At 50.4% G+C, this 25,712-nt stretch carries 28 protein-coding genes; 18 read left to right on the top strand and 10 right to left on the bottom strand.

The genetic code is table 11. The features are described 5' to 3' along the window. Nucleotides 1-83: 83 nt before the first annotated feature. Nucleotides 84-554, bottom strand: coding sequence for a tRNA (uridine(34)/cytosine(34)/5-carboxymethylaminomethyluridine(34)-2'-O)-methyltransferase TrmL (gene trmL / locus AC07OI_RS16780; protein WP_495257997.1), 471 nt, complete (start codon nucleotides 552-554; stop codon nucleotides 84-86). Between the two features lie 25 nt (nucleotides 555-579). After that, complete coding sequence (locus AC07OI_RS16785) at nucleotides 580-1,320, bottom strand: phosphoribosyltransferase family protein (protein ID WP_495257998.1); 741 nt, start codon at nucleotides 1,318-1,320, stop codon at nucleotides 580-582. An 83-nt stretch (nucleotides 1,321-1,403) separates the two neighbouring features. Here AC07OI_RS16785 and AC07OI_RS16790 point away from each other — a divergent pair, with 83 nt between their 5' ends. From AC07OI_RS16790 to AC07OI_RS16820, 7 genes are all read left to right on the top strand, one after another. Further along, complete coding sequence (locus AC07OI_RS16790; RefSeq protein WP_495257999.1) at nucleotides 1,404-2,318, top strand: methyltransferase domain-containing protein; 915 nt, start codon at nucleotides 1,404-1,406, stop codon at nucleotides 2,316-2,318. A 232-nt stretch (nucleotides 2,319-2,550) separates the two neighbouring features. Then, nucleotides 2,551-3,741 (top strand): cytochrome c oxidase subunit II, encoded by a 1,191-nt coding sequence (gene coxB / locus AC07OI_RS16795; RefSeq protein ID WP_492704833.1) that lies wholly within the window; start codon nucleotides 2,551-2,553, stop codon nucleotides 3,739-3,741. Between the two features lie 24 nt (nucleotides 3,742-3,765). Beyond that, a complete protein-coding gene (ctaD, locus tag AC07OI_RS16800) occupies nucleotides 3,766-5,361 on the top strand; it encodes a cytochrome c oxidase subunit I (RefSeq protein ID WP_492704835.1) in 1,596 nt (531 codons plus the stop codon). Nucleotides 5,362-5,409: 48 nt separating this feature from the next. After that, a complete protein-coding gene (locus AC07OI_RS16805) occupies nucleotides 5,410-5,517 on the top strand; it encodes a cytochrome oxidase small assembly protein (RefSeq protein WP_492704837.1) in 108 nt (35 codons plus the stop codon). Nucleotides 5,518-5,529: 12 nt separating this feature from the next. Beyond that, nucleotides 5,530-6,126, top strand: a complete 597-nt coding sequence (locus AC07OI_RS16810; protein WP_495258000.1) for a cytochrome c oxidase assembly protein — start codon at nucleotides 5,530-5,532, stop codon at nucleotides 6,124-6,126. Then, nucleotides 6,123-6,338 (top strand): DUF2970 domain-containing protein, encoded by a 216-nt coding sequence (locus tag AC07OI_RS16815; RefSeq protein ID WP_423005363.1) that lies wholly within the window; start codon nucleotides 6,123-6,125, stop codon nucleotides 6,336-6,338. The genes AC07OI_RS16810 and AC07OI_RS16815 overlap by 4 nt, the downstream gene beginning before the upstream one ends. A 39-nt stretch (nucleotides 6,339-6,377) precedes the next feature. Then, on the top strand, nucleotides 6,378-7,238 hold the full coding sequence (locus AC07OI_RS16820; protein ID WP_492704840.1) for a cytochrome c oxidase subunit 3: 861 nt from the start codon (nucleotides 6,378-6,380) through the stop codon (nucleotides 7,236-7,238). 111 nt (nucleotides 7,239-7,349) lie between these two features. On the opposite strand, the gene AC07OI_RS16825 is transcribed toward AC07OI_RS16820, so the two are convergent. Beyond that, entirely contained in the window at nucleotides 7,350-7,550 is a 201-nt protein-coding gene (locus tag AC07OI_RS16825; RefSeq protein ID WP_110256438.1) for a twin transmembrane helix small protein, read from the bottom strand. A 62-nt stretch (nucleotides 7,551-7,612) separates the two neighbouring features. On the opposite strand from AC07OI_RS16825, the gene AC07OI_RS16830 reads away from it, so the two are divergent. Genes AC07OI_RS16830 through AC07OI_RS16850 form a run of 5 tightly spaced genes read left to right on the top strand, consistent with a single transcriptional unit; the run spans nucleotide 7,613 to nucleotide 11,499 of the window. Continuing rightward, complete coding sequence (locus AC07OI_RS16830; RefSeq protein ID WP_492704841.1) at nucleotides 7,613-8,338, top strand: SURF1 family protein; 726 nt, start codon at nucleotides 7,613-7,615, stop codon at nucleotides 8,336-8,338. Then, nucleotides 8,325-8,930, top strand: coding sequence for an SCO family protein (locus tag AC07OI_RS16835; protein ID WP_495258001.1), 606 nt, complete (start codon nucleotides 8,325-8,327; stop codon nucleotides 8,928-8,930). Before AC07OI_RS16830 ends, AC07OI_RS16835 begins: the two co-directional genes overlap by 14 nt. Nucleotides 8,931-8,939: 9 nt before the next feature. Next, nucleotides 8,940-10,031 carry a COX15/CtaA family protein gene (locus AC07OI_RS16840; protein WP_495258002.1) on the top strand — a complete coding sequence of 364 codons (1,092 nt, stop codon included), beginning with the start codon at nucleotides 8,940-8,942 and terminating at the stop codon, nucleotides 10,029-10,031. Then, on the top strand, nucleotides 10,028-10,912 hold the full coding sequence (gene cyoE / locus AC07OI_RS16845) for a heme o synthase (RefSeq protein WP_495258003.1): 885 nt from the start codon (nucleotides 10,028-10,030) through the stop codon (nucleotides 10,910-10,912). The genes AC07OI_RS16840 and cyoE overlap by 4 nt, the downstream gene beginning before the upstream one ends. Nucleotides 10,913-10,935: 23 nt before the next feature. Beyond that, entirely contained in the window at nucleotides 10,936-11,499 is a 564-nt protein-coding gene (locus AC07OI_RS16850) for an SCO family protein (RefSeq protein WP_492705051.1), read from the top strand. A gap of 95 nt (nucleotides 11,500-11,594) precedes the next feature. Here the strand turns inward: AC07OI_RS16850 and rpoH are convergent, their stop codons facing one another. The 4 genes from rpoH to ftsY all read right to left on the bottom strand — a co-directional run bounded on the left by rpoH (nucleotide 11,595) and on the right by ftsY (nucleotide 15,596). Then, nucleotides 11,595-12,491 (bottom strand): RNA polymerase sigma factor RpoH, encoded by an 897-nt coding sequence (rpoH, locus tag AC07OI_RS16855; RefSeq protein ID WP_110256444.1) that lies wholly within the window; start codon nucleotides 12,489-12,491, stop codon nucleotides 11,595-11,597. 321 nt (nucleotides 12,492-12,812) lie between these two features. Beyond that, nucleotides 12,813-13,727, bottom strand: coding sequence for a cell division protein FtsX (locus AC07OI_RS16860; RefSeq protein WP_492704846.1), 915 nt, complete (start codon nucleotides 13,725-13,727; stop codon nucleotides 12,813-12,815). A 31-nt stretch (nucleotides 13,728-13,758) separates the two neighbouring features. Further along, the gene (locus tag AC07OI_RS16865) at nucleotides 13,759-14,433 is read right to left on the bottom strand and encodes a cell division ATP-binding protein FtsE (RefSeq protein WP_492704848.1); all 675 of its coding nucleotides are present in this window, start codon (nucleotides 14,431-14,433) and stop codon (nucleotides 13,759-13,761) included. A 59-nt stretch (nucleotides 14,434-14,492) separates the two neighbouring features. Then, on the bottom strand, nucleotides 14,493-15,596 hold the full coding sequence (gene ftsY, locus AC07OI_RS16870) for a signal recognition particle-docking protein FtsY (RefSeq protein WP_495258004.1): 1,104 nt from the start codon (nucleotides 15,594-15,596) through the stop codon (nucleotides 14,493-14,495). A gap of 107 nt (nucleotides 15,597-15,703) precedes the next feature. On the opposite strand from ftsY, the gene rsmD reads away from it, so the two are divergent. From rsmD to AC07OI_RS16885, 3 genes are all read left to right on the top strand, one after another. Then, a complete protein-coding gene (gene rsmD / locus AC07OI_RS16875) occupies nucleotides 15,704-16,399 on the top strand; it encodes a 16S rRNA (guanine(966)-N(2))-methyltransferase RsmD (RefSeq protein WP_492704852.1) in 696 nt (231 codons plus the stop codon). 55 nt (nucleotides 16,400-16,454) lie between these two features. Next, nucleotides 16,455-16,955, top strand: coding sequence for a pantetheine-phosphate adenylyltransferase (gene coaD / locus AC07OI_RS16880; RefSeq protein WP_495258005.1), 501 nt, complete (start codon nucleotides 16,455-16,457; stop codon nucleotides 16,953-16,955). A 79-nt stretch (nucleotides 16,956-17,034) separates the two neighbouring features. Further along, complete coding sequence (locus AC07OI_RS16885) at nucleotides 17,035-17,295, top strand: YfhL family 4Fe-4S dicluster ferredoxin (protein WP_492704854.1); 261 nt, start codon at nucleotides 17,035-17,037, stop codon at nucleotides 17,293-17,295. A 13-nt stretch (nucleotides 17,296-17,308) separates the two neighbouring features. Here AC07OI_RS16885 and AC07OI_RS16890 read toward each other — a convergent pair whose 3' ends face one another. The 3 genes from AC07OI_RS16890 to AC07OI_RS16900 all read right to left on the bottom strand — a co-directional run bounded on the left by AC07OI_RS16890 (nucleotide 17,309) and on the right by AC07OI_RS16900 (nucleotide 20,428). Beyond that, nucleotides 17,309-18,445, bottom strand: a complete 1,137-nt coding sequence (locus tag AC07OI_RS16890) for a DUF484 family protein (RefSeq protein WP_495258006.1) — start codon at nucleotides 18,443-18,445, stop codon at nucleotides 17,309-17,311. 21 nt (nucleotides 18,446-18,466) lie between these two features. After that, entirely contained in the window at nucleotides 18,467-19,309 is an 843-nt protein-coding gene (locus tag AC07OI_RS16895) for an MOSC domain-containing protein (RefSeq protein ID WP_495258007.1), read from the bottom strand. A gap of 120 nt (nucleotides 19,310-19,429) precedes the next feature. Then, nucleotides 19,430-20,428 (bottom strand): GlxA family transcriptional regulator, encoded by a 999-nt coding sequence (locus AC07OI_RS16900; RefSeq protein ID WP_495258008.1) that lies wholly within the window; start codon nucleotides 20,426-20,428, stop codon nucleotides 19,430-19,432. Between the two features lie 137 nt (nucleotides 20,429-20,565). Here AC07OI_RS16900 and AC07OI_RS16905 point away from each other — a divergent pair, with 137 nt between their 5' ends. The 3 genes from AC07OI_RS16905 (at nucleotide 20,566) to bglX (ending at nucleotide 25,654) form a co-directional block, all read left to right on the top strand. Further along, nucleotides 20,566-21,210 (top strand): cysteine hydrolase family protein, encoded by a 645-nt coding sequence (locus tag AC07OI_RS16905; protein ID WP_495258009.1) that lies wholly within the window; start codon nucleotides 20,566-20,568, stop codon nucleotides 21,208-21,210. Between the two features lie 286 nt (nucleotides 21,211-21,496). Beyond that, nucleotides 21,497-23,389, top strand: a complete 1,893-nt coding sequence (locus tag AC07OI_RS16910; RefSeq protein ID WP_495258010.1) for a glycoside hydrolase family 2 protein — start codon at nucleotides 21,497-21,499, stop codon at nucleotides 23,387-23,389. 21 nt (nucleotides 23,390-23,410) lie between these two features. After that, complete coding sequence (gene bglX / locus AC07OI_RS16915) at nucleotides 23,411-25,654, top strand: beta-glucosidase BglX (RefSeq protein ID WP_495258011.1); 2,244 nt, start codon at nucleotides 23,411-23,413, stop codon at nucleotides 25,652-25,654. Nucleotides 25,655-25,712 lie beyond the last annotated feature (58 nt).

Here is a 25,712-nt window from a genome sequence, read left to right on the forward strand (position 1 = left end):
TGAGGAAATGCAGTAAATTTTCAAATACGCTGTGGTAATTTGGATAATTGACTTGCGGAAATAAAAATAATGATCGCCGGAGTTTAAGCACCGCCTGCAAAATCATTCTGACGCCAGGCTTCGTAGACGACGACAGCCACCGTATTCGACAAGTTCAAACTGCGGTTATCGGGCCTCATCGGCAGGCGTATGCGCTGGCTGGTGGGGAAGGATTCTCGCAATTCAGGGGCAAGGCCGCGAGTTTCGGCGCCAAATACAAAATAGTCGCCGGGCTGGAAAGCCATATTCGCAAAGGGCGTGGAACCATGTGTGGTCATGGCAAACATGCGCTTGTTATCTGGCTGCTCACTGGCGCAAAACTCTGCCCAGTTTTTATGCACCTTCATGGTCGCATAGTCATGGTAATCAAGACCGGCGCGCTTCATCTTGGAATCATCCAGAGGAAAACCCAGCGGTTCTATCAAATGCAGTTGTACACCTGTGTTGGCACACAGACGGATAATATTGCCAGTATTTGGCGGTATTTCTGGTTCAACCAGGACGACATGAAACAAGGCAATTCCTTAATGACTTAGTGATTCAGTGAATATGAGGGAGGGTGCGGGCAAAAACATAGGCAGTGACCTTGGCCGCACCGTAACGCTTCAGCATTGTAGCGATTTCATGCATGGTCATGCCAGTGGTCATGACGTCATCGACGATACCCAGGTGCGCGCCGCGCAGGGTGTCCTGTTGATTTTCATCTATGCAAAATGCATGTTTGACATTGCGGGCACGGGCATCAATGGGCAGGCCGCTTTGCATGGCAGTTTCCCTGCTACGCTGCAGTATATGCATGTTGGCAGATATACCAAGATGATTAGCCAGGGGGCGAGTGATCTCCCAAGCCTGGTTAAAGCCACGGTCTGCCAATCTATCCCTGCCCAAAGGCACGGCGCATAGCAAATCAGGTAGTTCATTGCCTTGATGCTGCAAGATACAGTCCCTGAGCATGCGCGCAAACCAGGGTGCCAGGGCCAGTTGGTGGGCAAATTTCAGTGACAGTACCAGCTGATCTTGTGGGGCAGCATAGTCGCAAACGGTCAAGGTACTGTCAAAAGCTGGTGGATTGCTGAGGCAATCGCCACAGCGCGGACTGGCGCTACCAGGTGGCAAGGGCAGGCCGCATTGTTTGCATCGCACATGTCCGGTGTGGAAATAAGCCAGATGGCAGGCACTGCACACCACATCGTTGCTATCCAGGCGGCATAAGGCACAAGAATTTGGTATCAGGGCAGCAATACCATTTTTGCAGGCTAGTTTGAGTTTGTCTGTGAACATGTGAAAAGCGTGGGCACAAGCGGAGCTGCAAGCGTGTAAACTGCCAGCTTAACTTAAAAATGTAGTTTCTTTGAATTTTGCCTATGTTGAGCGCTCCTATTAATCTGCAACTGGTACGCCGCCTGTTTGCTGATGCAGCAAAAATCCGTGCTTCCGACTTCTTGCGTCGCGAAATAGCCGCGCGCATGCGTGAAAAGCTGGAATTGGTCAAGATCCAGCCCGTCAGCTTCCTGGATGCCGGTTGTGGTGAGGCCGATGATATTGCTGAGTTGCAAAAATATTATCCGGCGGCCCAGGCTTATGGTGTTGATGCATCTTTGGCAATGCTGGAGGCGGGCAGAAATAAGCAGACAGCCGCCAAGAGTGCAGTCGGACGTTTATTGGCGAAATGGACGCCTGTTGCGCTGCGTCAGGATGGCGGTCAGCATTTGTTGTGTGCCGATTTTGCCCGCTTGCCGATAGCAAATGCAGCAGTTGACCTGATCTGGTCAAATCTGGCGTTGCACTGGCATCCCCAGCCTGATCTGGTATTTGCTGAATGGCGCAGGGTTTTACGGACTGAGGGTTTGCTGATGTTTTCCTGTTTTGGTCCGGATACCATGATGGAATTGCGCCAGGCCTTTGCCGAAGTCGATGATCTGCCTCACGCATTGCCCTTTGTTGATATGCATGATTTTGGCGATATGCTGGTGAATGCAGGATTCTCCACGCCGGTCATGGATATGGAGAAAATTACCCTGACCTATGGCAGCGCCGATCAATTATTGCAAGACGTGCGCGCCCTGGGGGGGAACCCGCTGATGACACGCAGGCAAGGTTTGCTGGGGCGTGCAGCGCACGCGCGATTGCTGGCTGCTCTGGATAAGCGCAAAAACGTGGATGGCCGCATCACCCTGACGCTGGAAGTGGTGTATGGCCATGCTTTTCGTCCGGTGAACCGGAAAACGGCTGCCGGAGAATCCATAGTCCGTTTCGATTTGCCTAAAAAGTCACCTTAATGCAGATCAAAGCCGGATCAAAAAATACCGAAAAACTGTAAATTTGCGTCATAAATCTTTGTGACATTTGAGCGGGATCATAGTTGTCGCTCGTGTATTCTGCTTGATATCACCCTGCTTTACGCCTTATACTCTCGCAGTTGTGGAAGTTGCCGGTACGCATTTGAAAAATTTTGAATCTGTGTCCCTGGCGCTCTGTTAAAAGAATTCTAATCGGGTTTTGGGGAAATTCATGAAACATGCTAAGCGATTAAAGTCGTTCATGCTGGGTGCCTCGCTCTTGGCTGCTAGTCTGCCAACGTGGGCGGTGGTCAATGGTCCGGCGGTAGATATGAAGGGCGGTCCGGCGATAAAGCAGTTAAATCTGCAACCACCTGTTACGCAAATTGCGGAGCAAATCTACTCCATCCATAACCTGATGTTGGTTATCTGTATGGTAATTTTTGTTGCAGTTTTTGGGGTGATGTTTTACTCCATACTGAAACATCGCAAATCAGTAGGTCACAAGGCTGCTACTTTCCATGAAAGTACCGCAGTTGAAATCGCCTGGACTATTGTTCCATTCATTATTGTTATCGTCATGGCCTTGCCTGCAACAAAAACTGTTGTTGCAATGAAGGACACGTCAAACGCTGACATCACCATTAAAGCCACAGGCATGCAATGGAAATGGGGCTATGACTATCTGAAGGGGGAGGGCGAAGGCATTTCCTTCTTGTCCACTTTGTCCACGCCACGTACACAAGTTGGTGCGCCTGGTGTAGAGCCAACTGAAAAACGCGGCGACAATTACCTGATCGAAGTTGACAATGAAGTTGTGGTTCCGGTTAACAAGAAAATCCGCGTGATCACTACTGCCAATGACGTTATCCATGGCTGGACTATTCCAGCTTTCGGTGTGAAACAGGATGCGATTCCTGGTTTTGTACGTGATACCTGGTTCAAGGCTGAGAAAATCGGTACTTACCGTGGTCAGTGCGTAGAGCTGTGCGGTAAAGAACATGCTTTCATGCCTATAGTCGTTACTGTCGTTTCCGATGAAGACTACAAAAAATGGGTTGATGGCAAGAAGAAGGAAATGGCTGCCAAGGCAGACGATCCTAGCAAAGTCTGGACTGTGGATGAGTTGAAACAACGTGGCGAAAAAGTCTATACGGCAAACTGCGTAGCCTGCCATCAGGCAACTGGTAAGGGTGTGCCAGGCGCATTCCCTGCACTGGATGGTTCTGCCATGGTAACTGGTCCAAAAGCTGCTCAAATCAATATCGTCATGAATGGTAAAGCGCCAGGCATGCCAGCATGGAAGGGTTCTTTGTCTGATACAGAAATTGCTGCTGTGATTACCTATACACGCAATAACTGGTCTAACAAGGCTGCTGAAAACATCGTTCAACCGGCTGAAGTTCTGGCTGCGCGCAAGTAATAAACAGGAAGAACAGGAGAAAAGATGAGCACTACTACAGCTGATCACGCTCACGATCACTCTCACGACCACGCGCATGACCATCCACACGGTTGGCAGCGCTGGTTGTTTGCAACCAACCATAAAGATATCGGTAGTCTGTATCTGTGGTTCGCCTTCACGATGTTGCTGGCCGGTGGCGTCATGGCCCTCGGTATCCGCAGTGAATTGTTCCAGCCTGGCCTGCAACTCATGCAACCGGAGTTCTTTAACCAGTTGACCACCATGCATGGTCTGGTCATGGTTTTTGGCGCAATCATGCCGGCTTTCGTTGGCTTTGCCAACTGGATGATCCCTCTGCAAATCGGCGCGTCCGATATGGCATTTGCCCGTATGAACAACTTCTCGTTCTGGCTCATGCCTCCTGCAGCTATCCTGCTGATGGGTTCTTTCTGGGTACCAGGTGGCGCGACTGCTGCTGGCTGGACTCTGTATGCACCATTGTCCACACAAATGGGACCAGGTATGGATATGGCGATTTTCGCCGTCCACATCATGGGTGCGTCTTCCATCATGGGTTCCATCAATATCATCACCACCATCCTGAACATGCGCGCTCCTGGCATGACCTTGATGAAGATGCCGATGTTCTGCTGGACCTGGTTGATTACTGCCTACCTGCTGATCGCTGTGATGCCAGTTCTGGCCGGTGCGATCACCATGACCCTGACTGACCGTCATTTTGGTACATCCTTCTTCAATGCTGCAGGCGGTGGTGATCCGGTCATGTACCAACACATTTTCTGGTTCTTCGGACATCCAGAGGTGTACATCATGATTTTGCCAGCCTTCGGTATCGTTTCCCAGATCGTTCCTGCATTTGCCCGCAAGCCTTTGTTTGGCTATGCGTCGATGGTATACGCAACAGCATCCATCGCTATCCTGTCCTTCATCGTTTGGGCACATCACATGTTTACAACCGGTATGCCAGTGACGGCACAGTTGTTCTTCATGTATGCGACCATGCTGATCTCGGTACCTACCGGCGTGAAAGTGTTTAACTGGGTAGCGACTATGTGGAAAGGCTCGATGACTTTCGAGACGCCTATGTTGTTCGCTGTCGGCTTTATCTTCGTGTTCACCATGGGTGGTTTCACAGGTTTGATCCTGGCGGTGACACCGATTGATATCCAGTTGCAGGATACTTACTACGTGGTTGCCCACTTCCACTATGTATTGGTGGCGGGTTCCCTGTTTGCCTTGTTCGCCGGTTACTACTACTGGGGTCCAAAATGGACAGGTTTCATGTACAACGAAACACGTGGCAAGATCCACTTCTGGGGTTCGCTGATTTTGTTCAACGTGACCTTCTTCCCTATGCACTTCCTGGGTCTGGCCGGTATGCCACGTCGCTATGCCGACTACCCTGCACAGTTCACTGATTTCAATCAGCTGGCAACGATTGGTGCGTTTGGTTTTGGTTTGATGCAGGTGTACTTCATCCTGGCTGTGGTCATCCCGTCCATCAAAGGCGGTATACCAGCAGCAGCAAAACCATGGGATGGTGCTGAAGGTCTGGAATGGACAGTGCCTAGCCCTGCGCCTTTCCACACTTTTGAAGAACCGCCAGAATTCAAATAATGTAGTACGGCTTAGGCTTGCTCCGGTTTTTCCGGAGCAAGACAAAAAATGAGTAATCAAAAAAAACCGAATAACTTGCGAACAGCCATCATTCTGTTTTCTGTGGCGCTGGTGTTTTTTGCCGGTGTCTTCATCAAGCAAACCTGGTTACGCTGATAGGATAGCTTCATGTTGCAAGAGGAATCCTGCGTTGCTGGCAAGAACAAGCTGAATGCAAAGATGCTGGGCAAGTTGCTGGTGATTGCGGTTCTGATGTTTGGATTTGGTTACGCTTTGGTGCCCATCTACAAACAGATTTGTGAATTGACGGGGGTGAATATTTTGACGCCCAAGGATATTTCAGTAAAAGAAATATCCAATTCCCAAATCGACAGAAGCCGTGAAGTGACGGTTGAGTTTGATGCAAACACACAAGGCCCGTGGCGTTTTCGTCCTACCGTGGCGAGCATGAAAGTGCACCCCGGTGAAATGACACAGATCGTTTATGAAGTAGTTAACAAGCAGTCTTACAAAATGGATGCGCAGGCGATACCCAGCTACGCACCTCAACAGGCTGCCAATTACTTCAAAAAGATGGAATGCTTCTGTTTCAAGCAGCAGACCCTGGGCCCGAATGAAGCGCGGCAAATGCCAGTGGTGTTTTATCTGGACCCGGCCTTGCCAAAGGATGTCAAGACAATTACTTTGTCTTATACGTTTTTTGAAGTAGGCATGAAGCCGCAGGCAGGCGCTGCCCAGGTTGGAGAAGGACAGGGCAAGCTATGACGGATTTAAAAGAAGCAAGCAAGCGTAAGGCTTCGTTTGTGGCAACAATGAAAGCCGTATTCTGGTCGTTTTTGGGAATACGCAAGAAAAATGATTATGAGCAGGATGCAGCACAGTTGAATCCTGTTCACGTGATTATTGCCGGCATCATAGGTGCGCTGATCTTCATTGCAGTGCTGATCATGATAGTCAAACATGTAGTCGCGAAATAACAATTCAAGTAGTACATTAAATTGCATCGGGAGATGGAAATGAGTTCTCAACACGCTAATGCGCCATATTATTTTGTGCCTGGCCCATCCAAATGGCCAGTCCTCGGTGGCACCACCTTATTGTTGACCATGATAGGTGCTTCTGCCTGGGTGAATGGTCTGGCCTGGGGTTCTTACCTGAATTTTGCAGGTATCATCCTGACCCTGGTAGTTTTGTATAACTGGTTTGGTGAAGCGATTGCTGAATCCGAAGGCGGCAAATACAGTGCCCGTATCGACGTCTCCTTCCGCTGGAGCATGAGCTGGTTCATTTTCTCTGAAGTCATGTTCTTTGCAGCCTTCTTTGGCGCATTGTTCTATGCACGTACCATCAGTATGCCCTGGCTGGCTGATCTGGATCACAAAGTCTTGTGGCCTGATTTTGCTGCCAATTGGGGTAATGTAGGCCCAGCTGGTACAGTCGAAGCCTTCAAAACCATGGGACCTTTCCCTATCCCTACGATCAATACTGCCTTGTTGCTGACTTCCGGTGTGACGCTGACGATTGCTCACCACGCTTTGCGTGAAGGCCATCGTGCCAAGACAGCATTCTGGTTGTTTGCTACTGTATTGCTGGGTGCCGTGTTCATGGGCTTCCAGGCTTATGAATACATGCATGCCTATAGCGAACTGAACCTGAAACTGACTTCCGGTATCTATGGTTCCACTTTCTTCATGCTGACCGGTTTCCACGGTTTCCACGTGACCATGGGTGCGATCATGTTGTCCGTCGTTCTGTACCGTGTCATGAAAGGCCATTTCACACCTGAGCATCACTTCGCATTCGAAGGCGCTGCCTGGTATTGGCACTTTGTTGACGTGGTCTGGCTGGGTCTGTACGTTGTTGTCTACTGGCTGTAAGCAAGCTTCAGTAGCGTAAAAAAAGCCGCACAGTTAGTGCGGCTTTTTTACATATATGAAAGTGCTTGAGCAGCGAACGATACTGGCGCTTAAGCGACAGTAAACGCAAAATTACCTGATGCCGGTAGGCTGTATCAGGCCAAAGTGATTGGCCAGCAAGATCAGCAAAAACAGGGTGATGGAAAACCCGACCCGGAATGCCAGTGCTTTGACCGTGCGATTGCTTTTTCCCTTGTCTTTCATCAGATAAACCAGGGCTGATCCCAGGCTGAACAGGATGAGGAAAAAAGCGATGGCGACAAGAATTTTCATACTGAGCTATTGTTGGTGCTTTTGATTGATCGACTCCTGCATTGTAATACCTTAATACCTGAATGCCTATTTCCTTCCGCTTCCGCCTGATCCCGTTTATTGCCTGCCTGCTGCTGGTCAGCCTGGGTATCTCTCTGGCGCAATGGCAGACGCACAGGGCGCAAGAAAAAGAAAGCCTGGCGGCGCAAATGGCTGAACGCCAGCATTTGCCAGCCCTGGTATTGAATGAGAAGACGCCGCCTGATCAGTTGCAGGCATTTCGCAAGTTGCAAGTCAGCGGGCAATTCATACGTGAATGGCCCCTGTATCTGGATAATCGCCCCTTGCAGGGTAAAGCGGGTTTGTATGTGCTGATGCCTTTCAAGCTGGCTGATAGCAGCAAGTATATTTTGATCGCACGTGGCTGGCATCCGCGTGATGCACGTGACCGCATGCATATGCCAGATGTACCGGCACCAGGTGGTCAAGTTGTGTTGGAAGGCATGCTCAGGGACAAGCTGGACCGCGTCATGCAACTCGGTCAGGCCGAAGCTGTCAAACCGGGCAGTCTCTTGCAGAACATTGATGTGGAAGCATTGGCAAAACAAACGCGCTGGGATTTTTATCCCTTTGTACTTGAGCAAACGCTGGAACAAACTTCCGCGCAGGGCGATGGTCTCTTGCGTGAATGGCCCATGCCTTCGGCTGGTGCCGACAAGCACAGAGGCTATGCCTTTCAATGGTATGCACTGGCCTTGATGGCCTTCTTATTTTTTGTTGTTACTGGATTTCGTCGTGGAAAAAACTGAAAAGAAAAAGTCGCGTGGTCGCTGGAAATTATTGATGGTGCTGGCTGTTTGTGCCGCCCCGATGATTTTTTCCTATCTGGCCTACTATGTCATCAAGCCCAGTGGCCGTACCAATTACGGCACTATTCTTGATCCACGCAATTACCCCATGCCTAAACTGGCTGGGCACTTGCTGGGTGCTGCCGCGACAGATCCTGTCATTGGCCTGGAAGCCTATGCAGGCAAGTGGCTGATGGTGCAGGTGGATAGCGGTGCCTGCGCCGATGCCTGCCAAAAAAGAATGTATGACATACGCCAGTTACGTACTGCCCAGGGCAAGGAGATGGACAGGATAGAGCGCGTCTGGCTGATTACTGATGATGCACCTATCGATACCATGCTGATACGCCAGCATGACGGTGCGCGCATGCTCAAGGTCGATGCTGCCGCCCTCAAAGCCTGGTTGCCGACTGAAAGTGATACCCAGATCAGCGACCATATTTACCTGATAGATCCACGCGGTAATCTGATGATGCGTTATCAAAAAAATGCAGATCCCAACAAAATTAAAAAAGACCTCAGCAAGTTATTGCGTGCGTCAGCGATAGGTTAAAAAAGAATCATGTGGTTGCAGATTGCATTGACAGCTCTCATGGTCGCGGTGATCCCGGCGGCTATGGTTTTCTTATCCAAAGAAAAGAATAAATTCCGCAAGCTCATTGCGGTGACCGTGACGCTGACCTTTGAACTTATCATGTTCGGCGCATTCACTCGCCTGACAGATTCTGGCCTCGGCTGCCCGGACTGGCCGGGTTGCTATGGCCAGGCCAATCCCTTGCAATCCCATGCGGCTATCAAGGCGGCTGAAATTGCCATGCCTACCGGTCCTGTCACTTTGCAAAAAGCCTGGATAGAAATGGTGCACCGCTATCTGGCCATGAGTGTGGGCATACTGATCATTGCCCAGATGGGCATCGCCTGGGCGCGCCGTCGTCAACTCGAGTCCAGCCCCTGGCTGGCGACCTTCTTGCTGTTCTTTGTCTGCCTGCAAGGCGCTTTCGGTGCCTGGACGGTCACTCTGAAGCTGCAACCTGTCATAGTGACCACTCACTTGATACTGGGCATGGGCTTACTGGCGCTGCTCAGTGCCAGCCTGGAGCAGCAAAGTTCATCCCTGGTTAGCGCCAGCATTGGTGCCTCAGATGGCAGGCGCATGCTATGGCCTGCCAGCCTGGCCTTATTACTGGTGTTTGTACAAATCGCCCTGGGTGGATGGGTGAGTACTAACTATGCTGCCCTGGCTTGCCATGATTACCCCATGTGCAATGGGCAAGCCATACCGGCAATGGACTTTGAGCATGGCTTCAGTCTCTGGCGTCAGCTAGGTCAGACCATGAGTGGTGATTACCTGCCCTTCAATGCCCTGGTTGCCATACACTGGGTACACAGGAATTTTGCCCTGCTGGTAGTTGCTGTCTGCCTCTGGACTGCTCTCAGGGCACGCAAGATTGCAGGGCTGGAAAAGCTGGGGCGCAATCTCTTGCTCGCGATTCTTGCCCAATTCATCATCGGTGTTTCTACCGTATTCTTTTCCTGGCCTTTGCTGCTGGCAGTTTTGCATAATGGGATGGCCGCCATGCTCGTGCTCTTGCTGACCATGTTAAACTACCGCATAAGGCATGTGAGCCTTGCCGCTGCCAAAGATAGATCATGACCACTTTAAGTTTGCCCTCCAACCGCCTGGCTCAGTACTGGGCTTTGACCAAGCCCCGTGTTACCCAGCTTGCCGTATTTTGTGCCGTCATCGGCATGTTCCTGGCGACGCCAGACTTGCCGGACTGGCGTGTCGTTGTTGCCGCTACCGTGGGTATCTGGCTGCTGGCTGGTGCTGCTTTTGCAGTAAATTGCCTTGTAGAAAAAGAAATTGATTCGCGCATGGCAAGAACTGCGCGCCGTGCGACTGCCCAGGGTGAAATCACCGTGCCACAGACTCTGGTTTTCTCAGGTGTCATCGGTGGCATGGGTATGTGGATCTTGTACACGATGGTCAATCCCCTGACCATGTGGCTGACTTTCATTACCTTTGTCGGCTATGCCGTTATTTACACCATCATCCTGAAACCGGCGACACCGCAAAACATCGTTATCGGTGGTTTGTCCGGTGCCATGCCGCCAGCCTTGGGTTGGGCAGCCGTGGCAAACGATGTACCGATGCAGGCCTGGTTGCTGGTGTTGATCATCTTCATCTGGACACCGCCGCATTTCTGGGCACTGGCGATGTACAGGCGTGATGACTATGCGCGTTCTGGTTTGCCGATGTTGCCGATTACCCATGGTCTGGAATTTACCCGTTTCCACATCTGGCTATACACCATTGCCCTGTTTGCCACTACCATGCTGCCTTATGCGGTGCATATGAGTGGCCTGATTTATCTGGTCAGCGCGATCATCCTTGGCCTGATTTTCCTCTGGTATGCATGGCGTATTTACAAGCATTATGATGACATACTGGCACGCAAGACTTTTGCCTATTCCATCATCTACCTGTCCCTGCTATTCGCAGCCTTGTTGATTGATCACTATATCAAGCTATGAAAATTCTGAAGCATGTGACCAGTATGCTGATGGCGCTGAGTTTGCTGACCCTGGTGGCTTGCAATCCCGCGCAGGAAAAATTCAATAACACGGATCTGACAGGTCTTGATTACGCCAAAGACTTTGCCCTGACAGATCACAATGGCAAGGCGCGCACCCTGGCAGACTTCAAGGGCAAGGCTGTCGTCATTTTTTTTGGCTATACCCAATGCCCGGATGTGTGTCCGACCACCATGGTGGAAATGGCCAATGTCATGAAGCTGCTTGGTGCTGATGCCGACAAGGTGCAGGTACTGTTCGTAACGCTTGATCCTGAGCGTGATACCCAGACTTTATTGGCCAGCTATGTACCCAATTTCGACAAGCGTTTCCTTGGTTTGTATGGCGATGCAGCGGCAACAGCCAGGGTCGCCAAAGAATTCAAGGTGTTTTATCAAAAGGTAGAGGGTAAAACCCCGGGTAGTTATACCGTAGACCATACTGCCGGCAGTTATGTATTTGATCCTCAGGGGCGCATACGCTTATTCTTGCGCCATGGTCAGGGGGCAGAACCTGTTGCGCATGATTTGAAGATATTATTGAAATAAGTTTGAGCAGCTTGCTCTGAACTGCCGTATAAATCCGGCGTATAAAACAAAAGGCACTCTTGCGAGTGCCTTTTTCATTGCTAGTGCATGTCTGATCAAGCAAAACTGCTGAGGCTGCCCTTCATTTTCTTCAAGGCTGCGCTTTCGATCTGGCGTATGCGTTCGGCAGAGACACCGTATTCATCGGCCAGCTCGTGCAGGGTCGCACCTGTACCATCATCATTTTTCAACCAGCGTGATTCTATGATGTGGCGCGAACGTGCATCCAGCTTGGACAAGGCAGATTCCAGTCCTTCGCTTTGCAGACGGTCATACTGACGTGTTTCCAGAACACGGGTAGGCTCGTCGGATTCCGTTTTCAGATAGGCGATAGGGGCAAATTTCTCATCGTCATCATCCGTCGGCGCATCCAGGGCAATATCATGACCGGACAAACGCATTTCCATTTCGATGACTTCTTCGCGTTTGACATCCAATGTCGATGCCAGGGCATCAATTTGCTTGGGTGTCATCGCGTCCAGACCTTCTTTATGGCTGCGCAGGTTAAAAAACAATTTGCGCTGGGCTTTGGTCGTTGCTACTTTAACCAGGCGCCAGTTTTTCAAAATGTATTCATGCATTTCAGCCTTGATCCAGTGCATGGCATAGGACACCAGACGCACGCCTTGGTCAGGGTCAAAACGTTTGACGGCTTTCATCAGGCCAATATTGCCTTCTTGAATCAAGTCAGCATGTGGCAAGCCATAGCCGAGGTAACCACGGGCGATGGACACTACCAGACGCAGATGCGACATAACCAGTTGCTGCGCGGCAGCCAGGTCATTGTCATTACGTAATTTGTTTGCGAAGTCGATCTCTTCCTGATGCGTGAGCATGGGCAGACGATTGACTGCAGAGATATAGGCATCAATATTACCCAGCGTACCACTGAAGCCCAGGGCCAATGCTGTGCTGTCAGTTGCAGGGATCAATTGTGTCGATGTAGTTGCCATTTTTCCTCCTTATTGCTGCCTTAAGAGTATCAATTACTCCTTTTGGCACTTTCAAGTTCCTATATTAGCACTCTCTTGAGAAGAGTGCTAATAATCAGATTCTATGAACTTCATCAAATAAATCTATTGAAAAACTAGCATTCATTTACAACATTTATATTGCTTAGATACGGCTCAGGCTTGAAAGTTGCAATCCTGTTGATGCAAATTGTAAGAGGCTGTTGCAAATCAAGGCGCCCGGCCAACTTCGTTGACGCAGGCACCGCTAACATCATGTAGACGAAACAAAACCAGATTTATTTTGCAATGGCAGCTATTAATTTAACTTGCACGTGCCAGTTGTCTTCTTACTGACAGAAAAACGCCTACCAATCCTAGCAACATGCTAACAGCCAGGAGAATGGCGCTCTGTACGATACCCAACGGAGCAAGGTGGAATTCTGAGGCATATAATTTAGCAAATTCAGCAATAGCCTTGTTCAAAGGCTGCAGTGATGCAGCGATCAGGCCCAGTGCCAGGCCACCCGCCAATAAGCCAAGCAATGCGCCGGTATAGTAATAAGGTTTGTGGATAAAGCTATTGGTGGCCCCCAACAGGCGTGAGACGGCAATTTCAGCCCGGTGTGAAATGACTTGCAGACGGGTTGCATTAAACACCACGACCACCACCACCACACCCAGCGTGGCAGCCAGGAATAACAAACCCAGTTGCATGATCTGCACCAGTGCTGCCAGGCGCTTGACCCAGGCCGAGTCCAGTTGCACTACATCGACATCAGGCATTTGTTTGATTTCTTCTACCAGCGCCTCTATCTTGCCAGCCTCATTATTCGACATGGACAAGACATAGGCATCCGGCAAGGGATTGCCGCCCAGGGTGGATAAGACTTCGGCCAGATTGGATGACTGCTCCAGGCTGGCGAGTGCCTTGTCCTTGGGGATGAAGCTCAAGTTTGCCGTGATGTTTTTCTCTTTCAGCAATTTCTTCAAGGGTATCGACAAGGCAGTAGCAGTTGCCCTTGGCGTGTCCGGGCTGACGAAAATACTGATTTCAGGCTCTATTGATAGTTGCGAAGAGATCGGGCGTATATTCTCTATCAGGGTCAGGCCAGCGATGGGCAAGGCCAGCGCAATCGCAACAACCAGTACATTGAACAAGAAATTGCCAGGGCTGCCGCGTAAATGGGCAAACGCACTCTTGATGGCAAACAAATGCTGACGGAACCAGTTGGTCATGAATTCATCCTTATTATTCTGTCATGCAGGATCAGGCGGCGAGCGAGGATTTCCAGGTACTGACTACCTGACCCTGGCTGAGATAAATCACGCGGCTGGCCTGATCGAGAAATTGTTCATCATGGCTGGAGATAATGCAGGTGACCCCCGCGCTCTGGAAAGCCTTGAGCGCACCCAATACCTTGTTGGCATTGTCGCGATCGAGAAAGGCGGTAGGTTCATCCGCCAGAATGATCTGTGGCCGGTTGACGATGGCACGGGCAATCGCCACGCGCTGTTGTTCTCCACCGGATAAAGCCAGCGGCAAAGAATAAGCTTTATCAGGCAAGCCAACTTTTTCCAACGCTATGCGGGCGCGGGTTTCGGCTTCGCTATGGGAAGCACCGGTAACGATGATGGGTAGCATGACATTGGCCAGTACATGGCGGTCAGTCAATAGTTTTTGATCTTGCAAAATCAGGCCCAGCTTGCGGCGCAAATAAGGCAGGCTGCTGTTTTTCAGTTTGCCTATGTCCTGACCATTCACTTTGACTGTACCCGCTGTTGGCTTTTCTATGCCAGCGATCATCTTTAGCAAGGTGGACTTGCCAGCACCAGAGGGGCCAGCCAGAAAGATCAGTTCACCGGCGGCAATCGATAATGAAACATCCTTGAGCGCATAGACATCTTGCGAATATTGTTTGCTGACGTGTTCAAATTCAATCATGGTCGCGTATGGTCTTTTTGAGCTTCATCAATGGCTGTTGTGCTTGTTCTCAGTCACATTTAGCTGAACAGCGCGTCAACAAATTCCTGTGCATTAAACGGTTGCAAGTCTTCAATCTGTTCACCTATGCCTATGAAATAGACGGGCACAGGGCGGTTCTTGGCAATCGCTGCCAGCACGCCACCTTTGGCAGTGCCATCAAGCTTTGTGATGACCAGACCAGTCAATTGCAGGGCATCATCAAAGGCTTTGACCTGGGCCAGGGCATTCTGACCAGTGTTACCGTCGATGATGAGCAAGACTTCTTGTGGCGCACCGTCCATGCCTTTGGCGATGACGCGTTTGATTTTCTTCAATTCTTCCATCAGATGTAGCTGGGTAGGCAGGCGGCCTGCTGTATCCACCATCACTACATCCGTACCACGGGCGCGGGCAGAGGCGACTGCATCAAAAGCCACTGCGGCAGGGTCGCCAGATTCCTGTGCGATGACGGTGACATTATTGCGTTCGCCCCAGATCGTCAGTTGCTCACGTGCTGCTGCGCGGAAGGTGTCGCCCGCCGCGAGTAAAACGGATTGCTGATGGCTTTGCATGTGCTTGGCCAGCTTGCCTATCGTGGTGGTCTTGCCAGCACCATTCACACCAGTGATCATCATGACCAAGGGTTGATAACGGCCCAGTTCCAGTGGTTTTTGTAAAGGGGTCAGCAATTCCAGCAGCAACACTTTCAGGGCAGCCTTGACTTGCTCGGCATCCGTCAGCTTCTCTTCCTTGACCCTTTTCTTTAATCCATCCAGCAGGAATTGGGTAGCTTCCACACCTGCATCCGAGGTCAGCAGGGCAGCTTCCAGCTCTTCATACAAATCATCATCAATGCGGGCACCGATGAAGAGGGTGGTAAGATTCGAGGAAGTCTTAGCCAGCCCGGCTTTCAGGCGGCTTAACCATGAGCGTTTTTGCTCGGGTTCTGGTGCTTGAGGGGCTACAACATCTGCCAACGCTGGCTTAACTTCAGCCACAGGCGCAGGAGCGGTAACCGTGGTAACGATGGCAGGCGTAGCAACAGCAGGTGCAGGACTGGCTGGTGCCGTAACAACGGGTGCAGGATCAGCCACAACAACTGGCGCCTCTTCTTTGGGCTTCTTTTTGAAAAAACTAAACATCGGGATATTTGGGAGTGCGGGCGGCAAATAAGCCAGCCCTGATATTAGAATGCTGCCATTTTAACAGACAGCGCAACGTAAACTGATTTAGCCGTAGCAAGCATGCAATGAAAACAAATAGTAATAAAAAAACAAAAAACGCGACCGCAAAAACGTCGGTAGTAAAACGTCAAAACCATCAGGTCCGCATCATAGGCGGCGTGTGGAAACGCAGCCTGCTCAGCGTGGTTGATGCCGAGGGTTTGCGTCCTACGCCAGACCGCGTCAGAGAAACCCTGTTTAACTGGCTCAATCACTTGCTGCACAATAACTGGACAGGCGTGCATTGCCTGGATCTGTTTGCTGGCAGCGGTGCCCTGGGTTTTGAAGCCGCCAGCCGCGGCGCAGCGCAAGTCATCATGGTGGAGGCGCATACCCCTGCTTATAAGCAACTGGAGCAAGTCAGGGACAAACTGCAAGCCAGCCAATGCAAACTGATCAGGGCCGATGCTCTCAAGGCAGTTGAAAGTATGGCAAACCAGTCACAAAAAATGGATGTGATCTTCCTTGACCCTCCGTTTGAGCAGGATTGGCTGGGTCGTATCTTGCCAGCTTGCGCGCAATTGCTGAGCCCGAAAGGCTGTATTTATGTTGAATCCGAGTTTCCCCTGGCTGAAACTTCAGGCGATGCAGCGACAGAAGAAAAATTAGCTAAATTATTAAGTGGATGGCAACTTATCCGTGCCGATAAAGCCGGTAGTGTGTACTTCCATATACTGCAACGCAACATTTTGCCGCATGAGGCGCACGAAAATCAGGCATAATGCCTGCTCAACTTGGTGCATATCCTTATGCAGATTGCGAAAAAAGGGAGTGAAGATGGTCACAGCCGTTTATCCGGGAACATTCGATCCGCTGACACGCGGTCATGAAGATCTGGTGCGTCGCGCATCCGGTCTTTTTGATACTTTGGTGGTGGGTGTGGCGGATAGCAAAAGCAAGAATCCATTTTTCTCCCTGGATGAACGCCTGGAAATTGCCAATGAAGTGCTGGGACATTACCCGAATGTCAAAGTAGAGAGTTTCTCTGGTTTGCTAAAAGACTTTGTACGCAAAAATGATGCGCGTGTCATCGTGCGCGGCTTGCGTGCCGTGTCTGACTTTGAGTATGAATTCCAGATGGCGGGCATGAACCGTTATCTGTTGCCAGATGTAGAAACCCTGTTCCTGACACCTTCTGATCAATATCAGTTTATTTCAGGTACGATAGTGCGTGAGATCGCCATGTTTGGTGGCGATGTGTCAAAATTTGTGTTCCCTTCAGTGGATCGCTGGCTAAAGAAGAAAGTCGCTTTGCTGGCTGAAAACACAAACAGTTGAAATACAAGAGTAGATATATTCGTATGCGCTGAAATCAGTGCGTACTGAACTAAGCAGCACATGAAAGTGAAGTGACAACATGGCCCTGATGATTACAGACGATTGCATCAATTGTGATGTCTGCGAACCCGAATGCCCCAACGACGCCATTTACATGGGGCCGGAAATTTATGAGATTGACCCGCATAAATGTACTGAATGTGTCGGTCATTACACTGAGCCGCAATGTCAGCAGGTGTGCCCGGTCAGTTGCATTCCTTTTAATCCTGAGTGGCGCGAAACCCCAGAACAGTTGAACGCGAAGTATGAGCAATTGCAGGCCGGCAAAAAGCCTGCGTAAGCATAAGCCCGGCCTAAAAACAACGCACCTGATTACGCCCGCCATTTTTTGCCTGATATAAGGCACGGTCAGCACGCAACACCAGATCACGGGCAATGCTGCTGGCATCGTCGTAATTGGTATTTTCATCAATGGTCGTCAGGCCTATCGATATCGTGGCCTGGCAAGTGCCAGCCTCACTCAATACAAAATCCTGGCCCTCGATACTCTTGCGTATACGCTCTGCTACTTGTATCGCATCATGCAAATTGGTGTTGACCAGCACCACCACAAATTCTTCACCACCGAAACGGCCCAGGGTGTCACTGAGACGTAATTCATCCTTGATGCGTTTTGCTACTTCTTTCAGCACATCATCACCGCCCTGATGGCCGTAACGGTCATTGATCTGCTTGAAAAAATCGATATCCAGATACATGCAGGCGATGCTGTATCTTTGTCTGCGTGCGCGGGCAATTTCTTCCAGCATGCGCTGTTCTACATAACGGCGGTTGCTGACATTGGTCAGGGGGTCAGTCAAACCGATATAGGTCAGGCGCTCATTGTTGATGACGTTTTCCAGACAGATCGCAATGATGGAACCCAAGCGTTCAATAAAATCAGTCGCCATATTCGGCTGAAAACGGTCGGCCTTGAAGCTGCCCAGATTCAGGCAGCCTATCAGGCGGCCTTGCCTGCGCATGGGGATGATGGCGATACTTGCCGGTTTTTTATTGAAGCTGCTGAAGTAAGATGAATATGCCAGGCTCTGGTATAAACCTAACTGAGGTTTGCGCAGGGCAGTTTCCGGCTGGCTGAGTTCAACTTCATGTCGAAAAAAAATCAGATGCGGAAATTCATTCAAATCGATCTTGAGGTCGCACAGCATCTGCTGCAGATCGCCAAATTTGTCGAACAATACCAGCGACACGACATCGAGTTCCGAAGTGATTGCAAGAGCACTGAAAATATTCGTGATGAGTTCGCGAAAGCTGTTTGCGCCGATGATCTTTAAATCGAAACTCTGGTGACGCGCCATGATGCTTTGATTGCGATGGGCGAGTTCAAGCAAGCTGTCGAGCCGGGCACGCAGTGTCTGATTTTCATGCTGCAATTCCAGCAGCGCAGATGGAACTTCATCTGGCTCTATGTCGGTAGACGCTGGCATCATGCTTTCCATGTTGGCCCGTATTTAAAATGCGATATTCATATTGATGGAATCACCAACGCGCAGCAGTTGCCCAATACCCTGTTCGACGATGACATTCATGCCAAAGGTGATGCCGCCATCGACCAGGGGATTGGCCCGGTAGGTTTGCAGGATGTCCAGTGGGTCAGGACCAAATTCACCGGTACTCTGGTCTATTGATGGTATGGGGCAGCGCGGGCAGGGCTTCACCGGACGCAGTTGTATCAGGCTGCCAGCTTCAAAATTCTCGGCATAGTCTTCTTCAAAAGCTTCTATGCCATCCAGCACGATATTTGGACGAAAGCGGTTCATGGGTAGCGCGCTGCGGCCCTGTTTTTCCAGTCTCTGATTGAGGTCATCCAGTGAGGCAGATGCTGTCAGCAAGATAGGGTAGCCATCGGAAAAGCGGGTTGCTACCAGCTTGCTACCCGTCCATTTCTGACTCGCATAGCGCTGCGTCTGTGGTGTGCTGCGTACCAGACGGCAAGGTGTATCCAGCGCCTTGCTGAACCAGTCTGCCATGGCCTGGCCGCAATCAAGGGCAGCGAAATTTTCTTCCCAGATAGTGACAGAGGTGGAGCGGGTATCTTCTTGCTGGTCCAGGGAAAGGACAGGCATGCCGGGGGCATGGATGTAAAGTCCGTCACTGTGAATTTCTGGCCGTATCAAAGCCATCTTTGGAAATTCTCTTTGCGTCAAAAACTGCCCTTGCTGGTTAACCAGCATCCATTCCCTGTCATGTATGCCCTCAAAACTGAGGCCGGTTTCGTTCAGCGTGGCTGCATTCAGCGCGATACCGGCGCAGGATTTGATGGGGTAAATGCTAAGGGAGAGTATGCTGGGCATGATCTTGACGCAAATTAAGTAAGCCGGGATGAGTTCTAGCTATTTTAATGGCTAAGCTCTATTCATGCTGATGTTTCAGGCATATTCCATGCCAGTTCATTCATTGATGATGTGCAGCAATCATGCATTCCCCTGAAAAGCACGCCGGTAAGCAGAAGGGGAGATGCTGAATTCGCGGGCGAAATAACGGCGCAGCAATAGTCCCGTACCAAAACCGGTATCGGCAGCAATATCATCAATCGCGCGTTTGCTGGTTTCCAGCTGGCGCTGGGCTTGCGCCAGCCTTTGATTCAATAACCATTTACCCACGGTCGTGCCGGTTTGCTGCTGGAAGTGACGGGTAAAGCTGCGTCTGCTCATCAAGGCTCTTTGTGCCAGCTGATCCAGTTGCTGTGGTTCGGCCAGATGGGCCAGCATCCATTCCAGCACTTTGGATAAACGGTCATCTGCTGCCAGTGCCGGTACAGGTTGCTCTATGTACTGGGCTTGTCCGCCCTGTCTGTGTGGTGCTACTACCAGCCGGCGGGCGACATGGGCTGCTACATCTGCACCGTATTCAGTGCGCAATACATGCAGGCAACAATCGATACCTGCAGCAGTACCTGCTGAGGTAATCACATCTCCATGATCCACATATAAGACATTTGGATCAAGGCTGATCTGTGGATAACGCTCCGAGAAAGATTTACACAGCGCCCAGTGGGTGGTAGCGCTGCGCTGATCCAGCAAGCCAGCTTCAGCCAGCACAAAAGCACCAAGGCATAAACCGATGATGCGCGCACCACGCTGGTGAGCCTGGCGCAAGGCTTTCAATAAGGGTGGTGGAGCAGGGCGTAGGTCATCATGCCAGGATGGCACGATGACCATATCCGCCTTGAGCAGAGTAGACAGGCCATGCCGCACGCGTATCCCAAAACCGGCATTGGTGCGTACCTCAGGCTGCGTTTTTCCAGGCTGATCCAGGCAGACTTTGAGATCAAATACTGGCATCGCCAGCCCGCCATGATGGTCACCGAACACCATGCAGGGGACAGACAGGTGGAAGGGGCTGATGCCATCAAAGGCCAGCACGGCAATATTCACAGTATTGAGCGTATTCACGGGGTTTGATATCTGCATGGCCTGATTGTATCGAATATTGGCAATCGGGTCACTTATATTAAGAGGCGCGATGGCTGAAAATACAGTCCATGAACAGCGCTGCTGTTTGTTAAAACTACACTCTGTTAAAACCGTCACCGCCAAAGGATAATGTCATGACCACTACCACCAACGCCACTGTAAAACGCGCCCTGATCGTTATTGATGTGCAAAACGAGTACTTCACCGGCAATATGCAAATCAGCTACCCTGACCCGCAAGTATCCCTGCAAAACATAGGCCGGGCCATGGATGTGGCCAAGGCTGCGAGTATTCCTGTCCTGGTGGTTCAGCATTCTGCGCCAGAAAATTCCCCCATTTTTGCCCGTGGTTCAAAAAGCTGGGAGTTGCATGACGTAGTTGCCAGTCGCCATGCTGATCACCACATAGAAAAAAACATGGCCAGCGTATTCACAGGAACAGATGCTGCCGACTGGTTGAAAAAGAATGAGATCAATACCCTTAGCATCGTTGGCTACATGACGCATAACTGCAATGCCAGCACCATCTTTGAAGCAGCACATATGGGTTATCAGGTAGAAGCCCTGAATGATGCAACAGGCTCTCTGCCTTATGAAAATGCTGCCGGTTATGCCACTGCAGAAGAAATCCACCGCGCCTTTAGTGTGGTCTTCCATTCCAATTTTGGTGCCGTCAGCAGCACCGATGCCTGGATTGCTGCCGTGGAAGCAGGGGTGCTGATGGATAGAGGTAATGTATACAGCTCGCATATGGCTGGCCGCCAACGTGCCGCAGGATAAAGCGCAGTAGCTCTTATCTTGTATGGAAAGCCCGGATTGCATCGCATCCGGGCTTTTTTGATTGGTGTAATTGGTGTAGATAGTACGAATGAAGAACGGTTTGATATAGGTAAGCAGAGTTTTCATTATTGATATTTTTGCCTTGCTGTCAGCGACAGGATTCAGCTTCACAGAAAAGCATTGACTTCTAAAAATGGTACCGCTACCATATTATGGTGATTTTATATGCTTCAGACATGATCGTAAAAAGTGGGACAGCAATCAAAAATTTAGTAAAGGACGTGAAATGCATCGTTTAATAGCATCACTGGGCAGTGTCATCTGCAGCACCATGCTTGCTGCGCTTGCCAGCCTGGCGACCGGTAGTACAGCACTTGCGCAAGCCAGGCCGCTTGCTGTTGCAGAGGTATCAGTTATCTCCTCATCACCGATACAAAACATCTATGGCCGTTCTCATACCAGCCTCAACGGACGCTGGAATTACATCATCGATCCCTATGAGATGGGTTATTACGATTACCGCCGCATGCCCTTTGATGAGTCAGCCACTGGCAAAGGCGGCTTTTATGATGACCGCGCACCCAAGGATAAAAACGACTGGGTCGAATACAATTTTGACCTGTCACCAACAATGAAAATACCGGGTGACTGGAATTCGCAGGTAGAAAAGCTGCAATTGTATGAAGGCACAATCTGGCTGCGTCAGGTATTTGATGTTGAGCCCAAAGCGGGCAAGAATTACTTTCTTTACTTTGGCGCAGTCAATTACGAGGCTCATGTCTATCTGAACGGTAAAAAACTGGGCAGCCATAAAGGTGGCTTCACACCATTTCAGTTTGATGTGACCGGCAAGCTCAACAAAGGCAGGAACTTTGTTGTCGTTAAGGCCGATAACACCCGGCATCAGCATGAAATACCTACCGTCAATACCGATTGGTGGAATTATGGCGGCATCACCCGCGATGTCTTGCTCGCAGAGCTGCCAGCTACCTATATCAATGATTATAAAATCCAGCTCGCCAAGGGCACTCTCAAACGCATAGAGGGTTTTGTGCAATTGGCTGGTGTGCGCAAGCCGGAAGATATCAGGATCAATATTGCCGAAGCTGGTATCAGCACTACCGTAAAAACTGATGCGAATGGCCGTGCGGCCATCAGCATCCCGGTGGAAAAAATGACGTACTGGTCGCCTGAGAATCCCAAGCTCTACAAAGTCGATATTGCCGCTGCCGGTGATACAGTCAGCGACCGCATAGGTTTTCGCACCATAGAAACACGAGGGCAGGACATACTGCTGAATGGCAAGTCGATATTCTTGCGTGGCATTTCCCTGCATGATGAAAATCCACTTATCGTTGGCCGTCTGCGTGGCCAGGCAGATATGCGCATGATGCTGCAATGGGCCAAGGAATTGAATTCAAATTATGTGCGCCTGGCACATTACCCGCACAGCGAAGAAATGCTGCGTCTGGCAGATGAAATGGGTTTGCTGGTCTGGGCTGAAGTGCCGGTGTACTGGACTATTTCCTGGACTAATCCTGACACTTACCAGAACGCCAGCCAGCAACTGACAGACCTGATGCTCAGGGATAAAAACCGCGCCAGCGTGATTATCTGGTCGATAGGCAATGAAACCCCGGTCAGTGAAGCCCGTAATGTATTCATGGGCAAACTGGCGAATACTGCGCGTGCCAATGATGATACCCGTCTGGTGGCTGCTGCACTCGAAGTGCACCGCGAAGGACATGAAGTCATCGTCGAAGACCCGCTGGCAGACAAACTGGATCTGGTCAGTTTCAATGAATATGCAGGCTGGTACTGGAGTAACACCAAAGAGATGCTGGATTATCGCTTCAAGATCAAATACAACAAGCCGGTAGTCATTACAGAATTTGGCGCTGATGCCCTAGCTGGTTACCACGCCGATGCGGATACCCGCTGGAGTGAAGAATATCAGGAACTGCTATACCAGAACCAGTTCAAGATGCTGACCGCCATGCCCGGCCTACGCGGCATGACGCCATGGATATTGGTGGATTTCCGCTCACCACGGCGCCAGCATCCTTACTTTCAGGATTTCTGGAACCGCAAGGGATTGATCTCTGACAGCGGTAAAAAGAAGAAGGCATTTTTTACCTTAAAAAACTTCTATGACGATGTGCAAAAGAAATATCAATAAATGAGCATGGTAAAGCACGATATGCATAATAATAAATCCAGAGCGTTGACAGCATTATTTGCTACCCTGATCCTGACGGCAAATGCGTCAGCACAAGACAGGCAGATACAGCAAAAAGTCGATGCACTGTTAAAACAGATGACGATGGAAGAAAAAGTCGGCCAATTACACCAGCTATCTGGGCGTGACTTGACTGGTCCTGCCAACAATAAAAATACCAACATCCTCGCAGAAATCCGCAAGGGGAAAATAGGCTCGATGCTGAATGTCAAAGGCGTCGCAGAAACCCGTGAAGTACAGGCGGCGGCCTTGCAATCACGGTTGAAGATACCTCTGTTGTTCAGCCTTGATGTGATACATGGTTACAAGACCATCTTTCCCATCCCATTGGGTGAGGCAGCCTCCTGGGATTTGCTGGCCATAGAGCAATCTGCACACATCGCCGCCAAAGAAGCGGCAGCGTCCGGCATACACTGGACTTTTGCCCCCATGGTGGATATCAGCCGTGACCCGCGCTGGGGCAGGGTGATGGAAGGGGCGGGCGAAGATACCTATCTCGGCAGCCAGATTGCCAAAGCACGGGTACTTGGTTTTCAAGGAAAAAAACTCGGTGGTACTGATGCAGTCATGGCTACCGCCAAGCATTTCGCCGCCTATGGTGCTGCGACAGCCGGGCGTGATTACAATGCCGTGGATATGAGTGAGCATCAGTTGTGGGAAACCTATCTGCCACCATTCAAGGCGGCGGTAGATGCGGGCGTTGCTACTTTCATGAACTCCTTCAATACCCTGAATGGTATCCCTGCAACTGGCAGCAGTTATCTGCAGCGCGACCTACTCAAAGGCGCATGGAAGTACCACGGCTTCGTCGTTAGCGACTGGGCATCAATCGCTGAAATGGTCAAACATGGCTATGCCGCAGATATTCCTGACGCGGCGTTAAAAGCCATCAATGCAGGCAGCGATATGGATATGGAAGGCTTTGTCTATTCCAGCTCTCTGGCGCAACTGATCAAAAGCGGCAAAGTGAAAGAGGCTTTGCTCGACGATGCAGTCAGGCGCATCCTGTACAAGAAGTTTGAACTCGGTCTGTTCGATGACCCTTATCGTTTTTCAGATATAAAGCGAGAACAGGAGGTGATGAATGACCCCAGTCATCGATTGATAGCACGCGACATTGCGCGCAAGTCCCTGGTGCTGCTCAAGAACGACAAGCAGACCTTGCCCCTGAATAAAACCGCCAAATCCATCGCCGTGATAGGTCCATTGGCAGATGCGCGCCGTGACCTGGAAGGTGGCTGGATCGTTAAGTCAGATGCGGGCCAGGTGGCCAGTTTACTGGACGGCATACGCAGCCATGTAGAGAAAGACACGGAAGTGATTTTTGCGCCAGGCTGTGATATCGCCTGCTCTAAAACCGACGGCTTTTCTGCAGCACTGGCGGCAGTGGACAAGGCAGACACTGTCTTGCTGGTGCTGGGTGAAAGCTGGGACATGAGTGGTGAAGCGAAATCGCGTACCGAGCTGGGCTTGCCGGGTTTGCAGACGCAATTATTCGAGGCGCTGCAGGCAAAGGGTAAGCCAGTCACAGTAGTGATCATGGCTGGTCGACCTCTGGTGTTCAATACTGTAGCTGATCATGCCGCCGCAATTTTGTACACATGGTTTGCCGGAAGTGAAGGTGGCAATGCGATTGCTGATGTACTGTTTGGTGATTACAGCCCTGCAGGAAAACTACCAATGACTTTTCCGCGCAGCGTAGGCCAGATTCCCATTTCATACGACCATTATGAAACCGGGCGACCTGTGCAAGACGTGAAAAATGTTGTCTATAAATCCGCCTATATTGATGCACCAAATACGCCGCGTTACGCCTTCGGGCATGGCTTGAGTTACACCGAATTCAGCTATAGCAATCTGAGTTTCAGTAATACAAGCATGTCGCCCGGCGCTACCGTGACTGTCTCATTTGAGTTGCACAATACTGGCAAACGGGATGGTGAGGAAGTGGTGCAATTATATTTACGAGACCCGGTTGCATCAGTAGTACGTCCCGTCAAACAACTGAAAGGTTTCCAGAAAATCAAACTGGCAGCAGGTGAGCAAAAGCGCGTGTCGTTCAGCATAGACCAGGCCATGCTGTCGTTTTATGACAGCAAATTGAAATGGGTAGCTGAACCAGGCAAATTTATCGTCATGCTGGGCAGTGCGTCGGACGATATCCGTTTGACTGGTGAACTGCAGTTTCTGGACAAGCTGAAGTAAGATTGGCAACAGAATTGTCAGCAGCGGCCTTGCCGTTGGCAAATGGCTATGGGCGAAT

Source organism: Undibacterium sp. GW821-FHT07F11, from assembly GCF_059418665.1.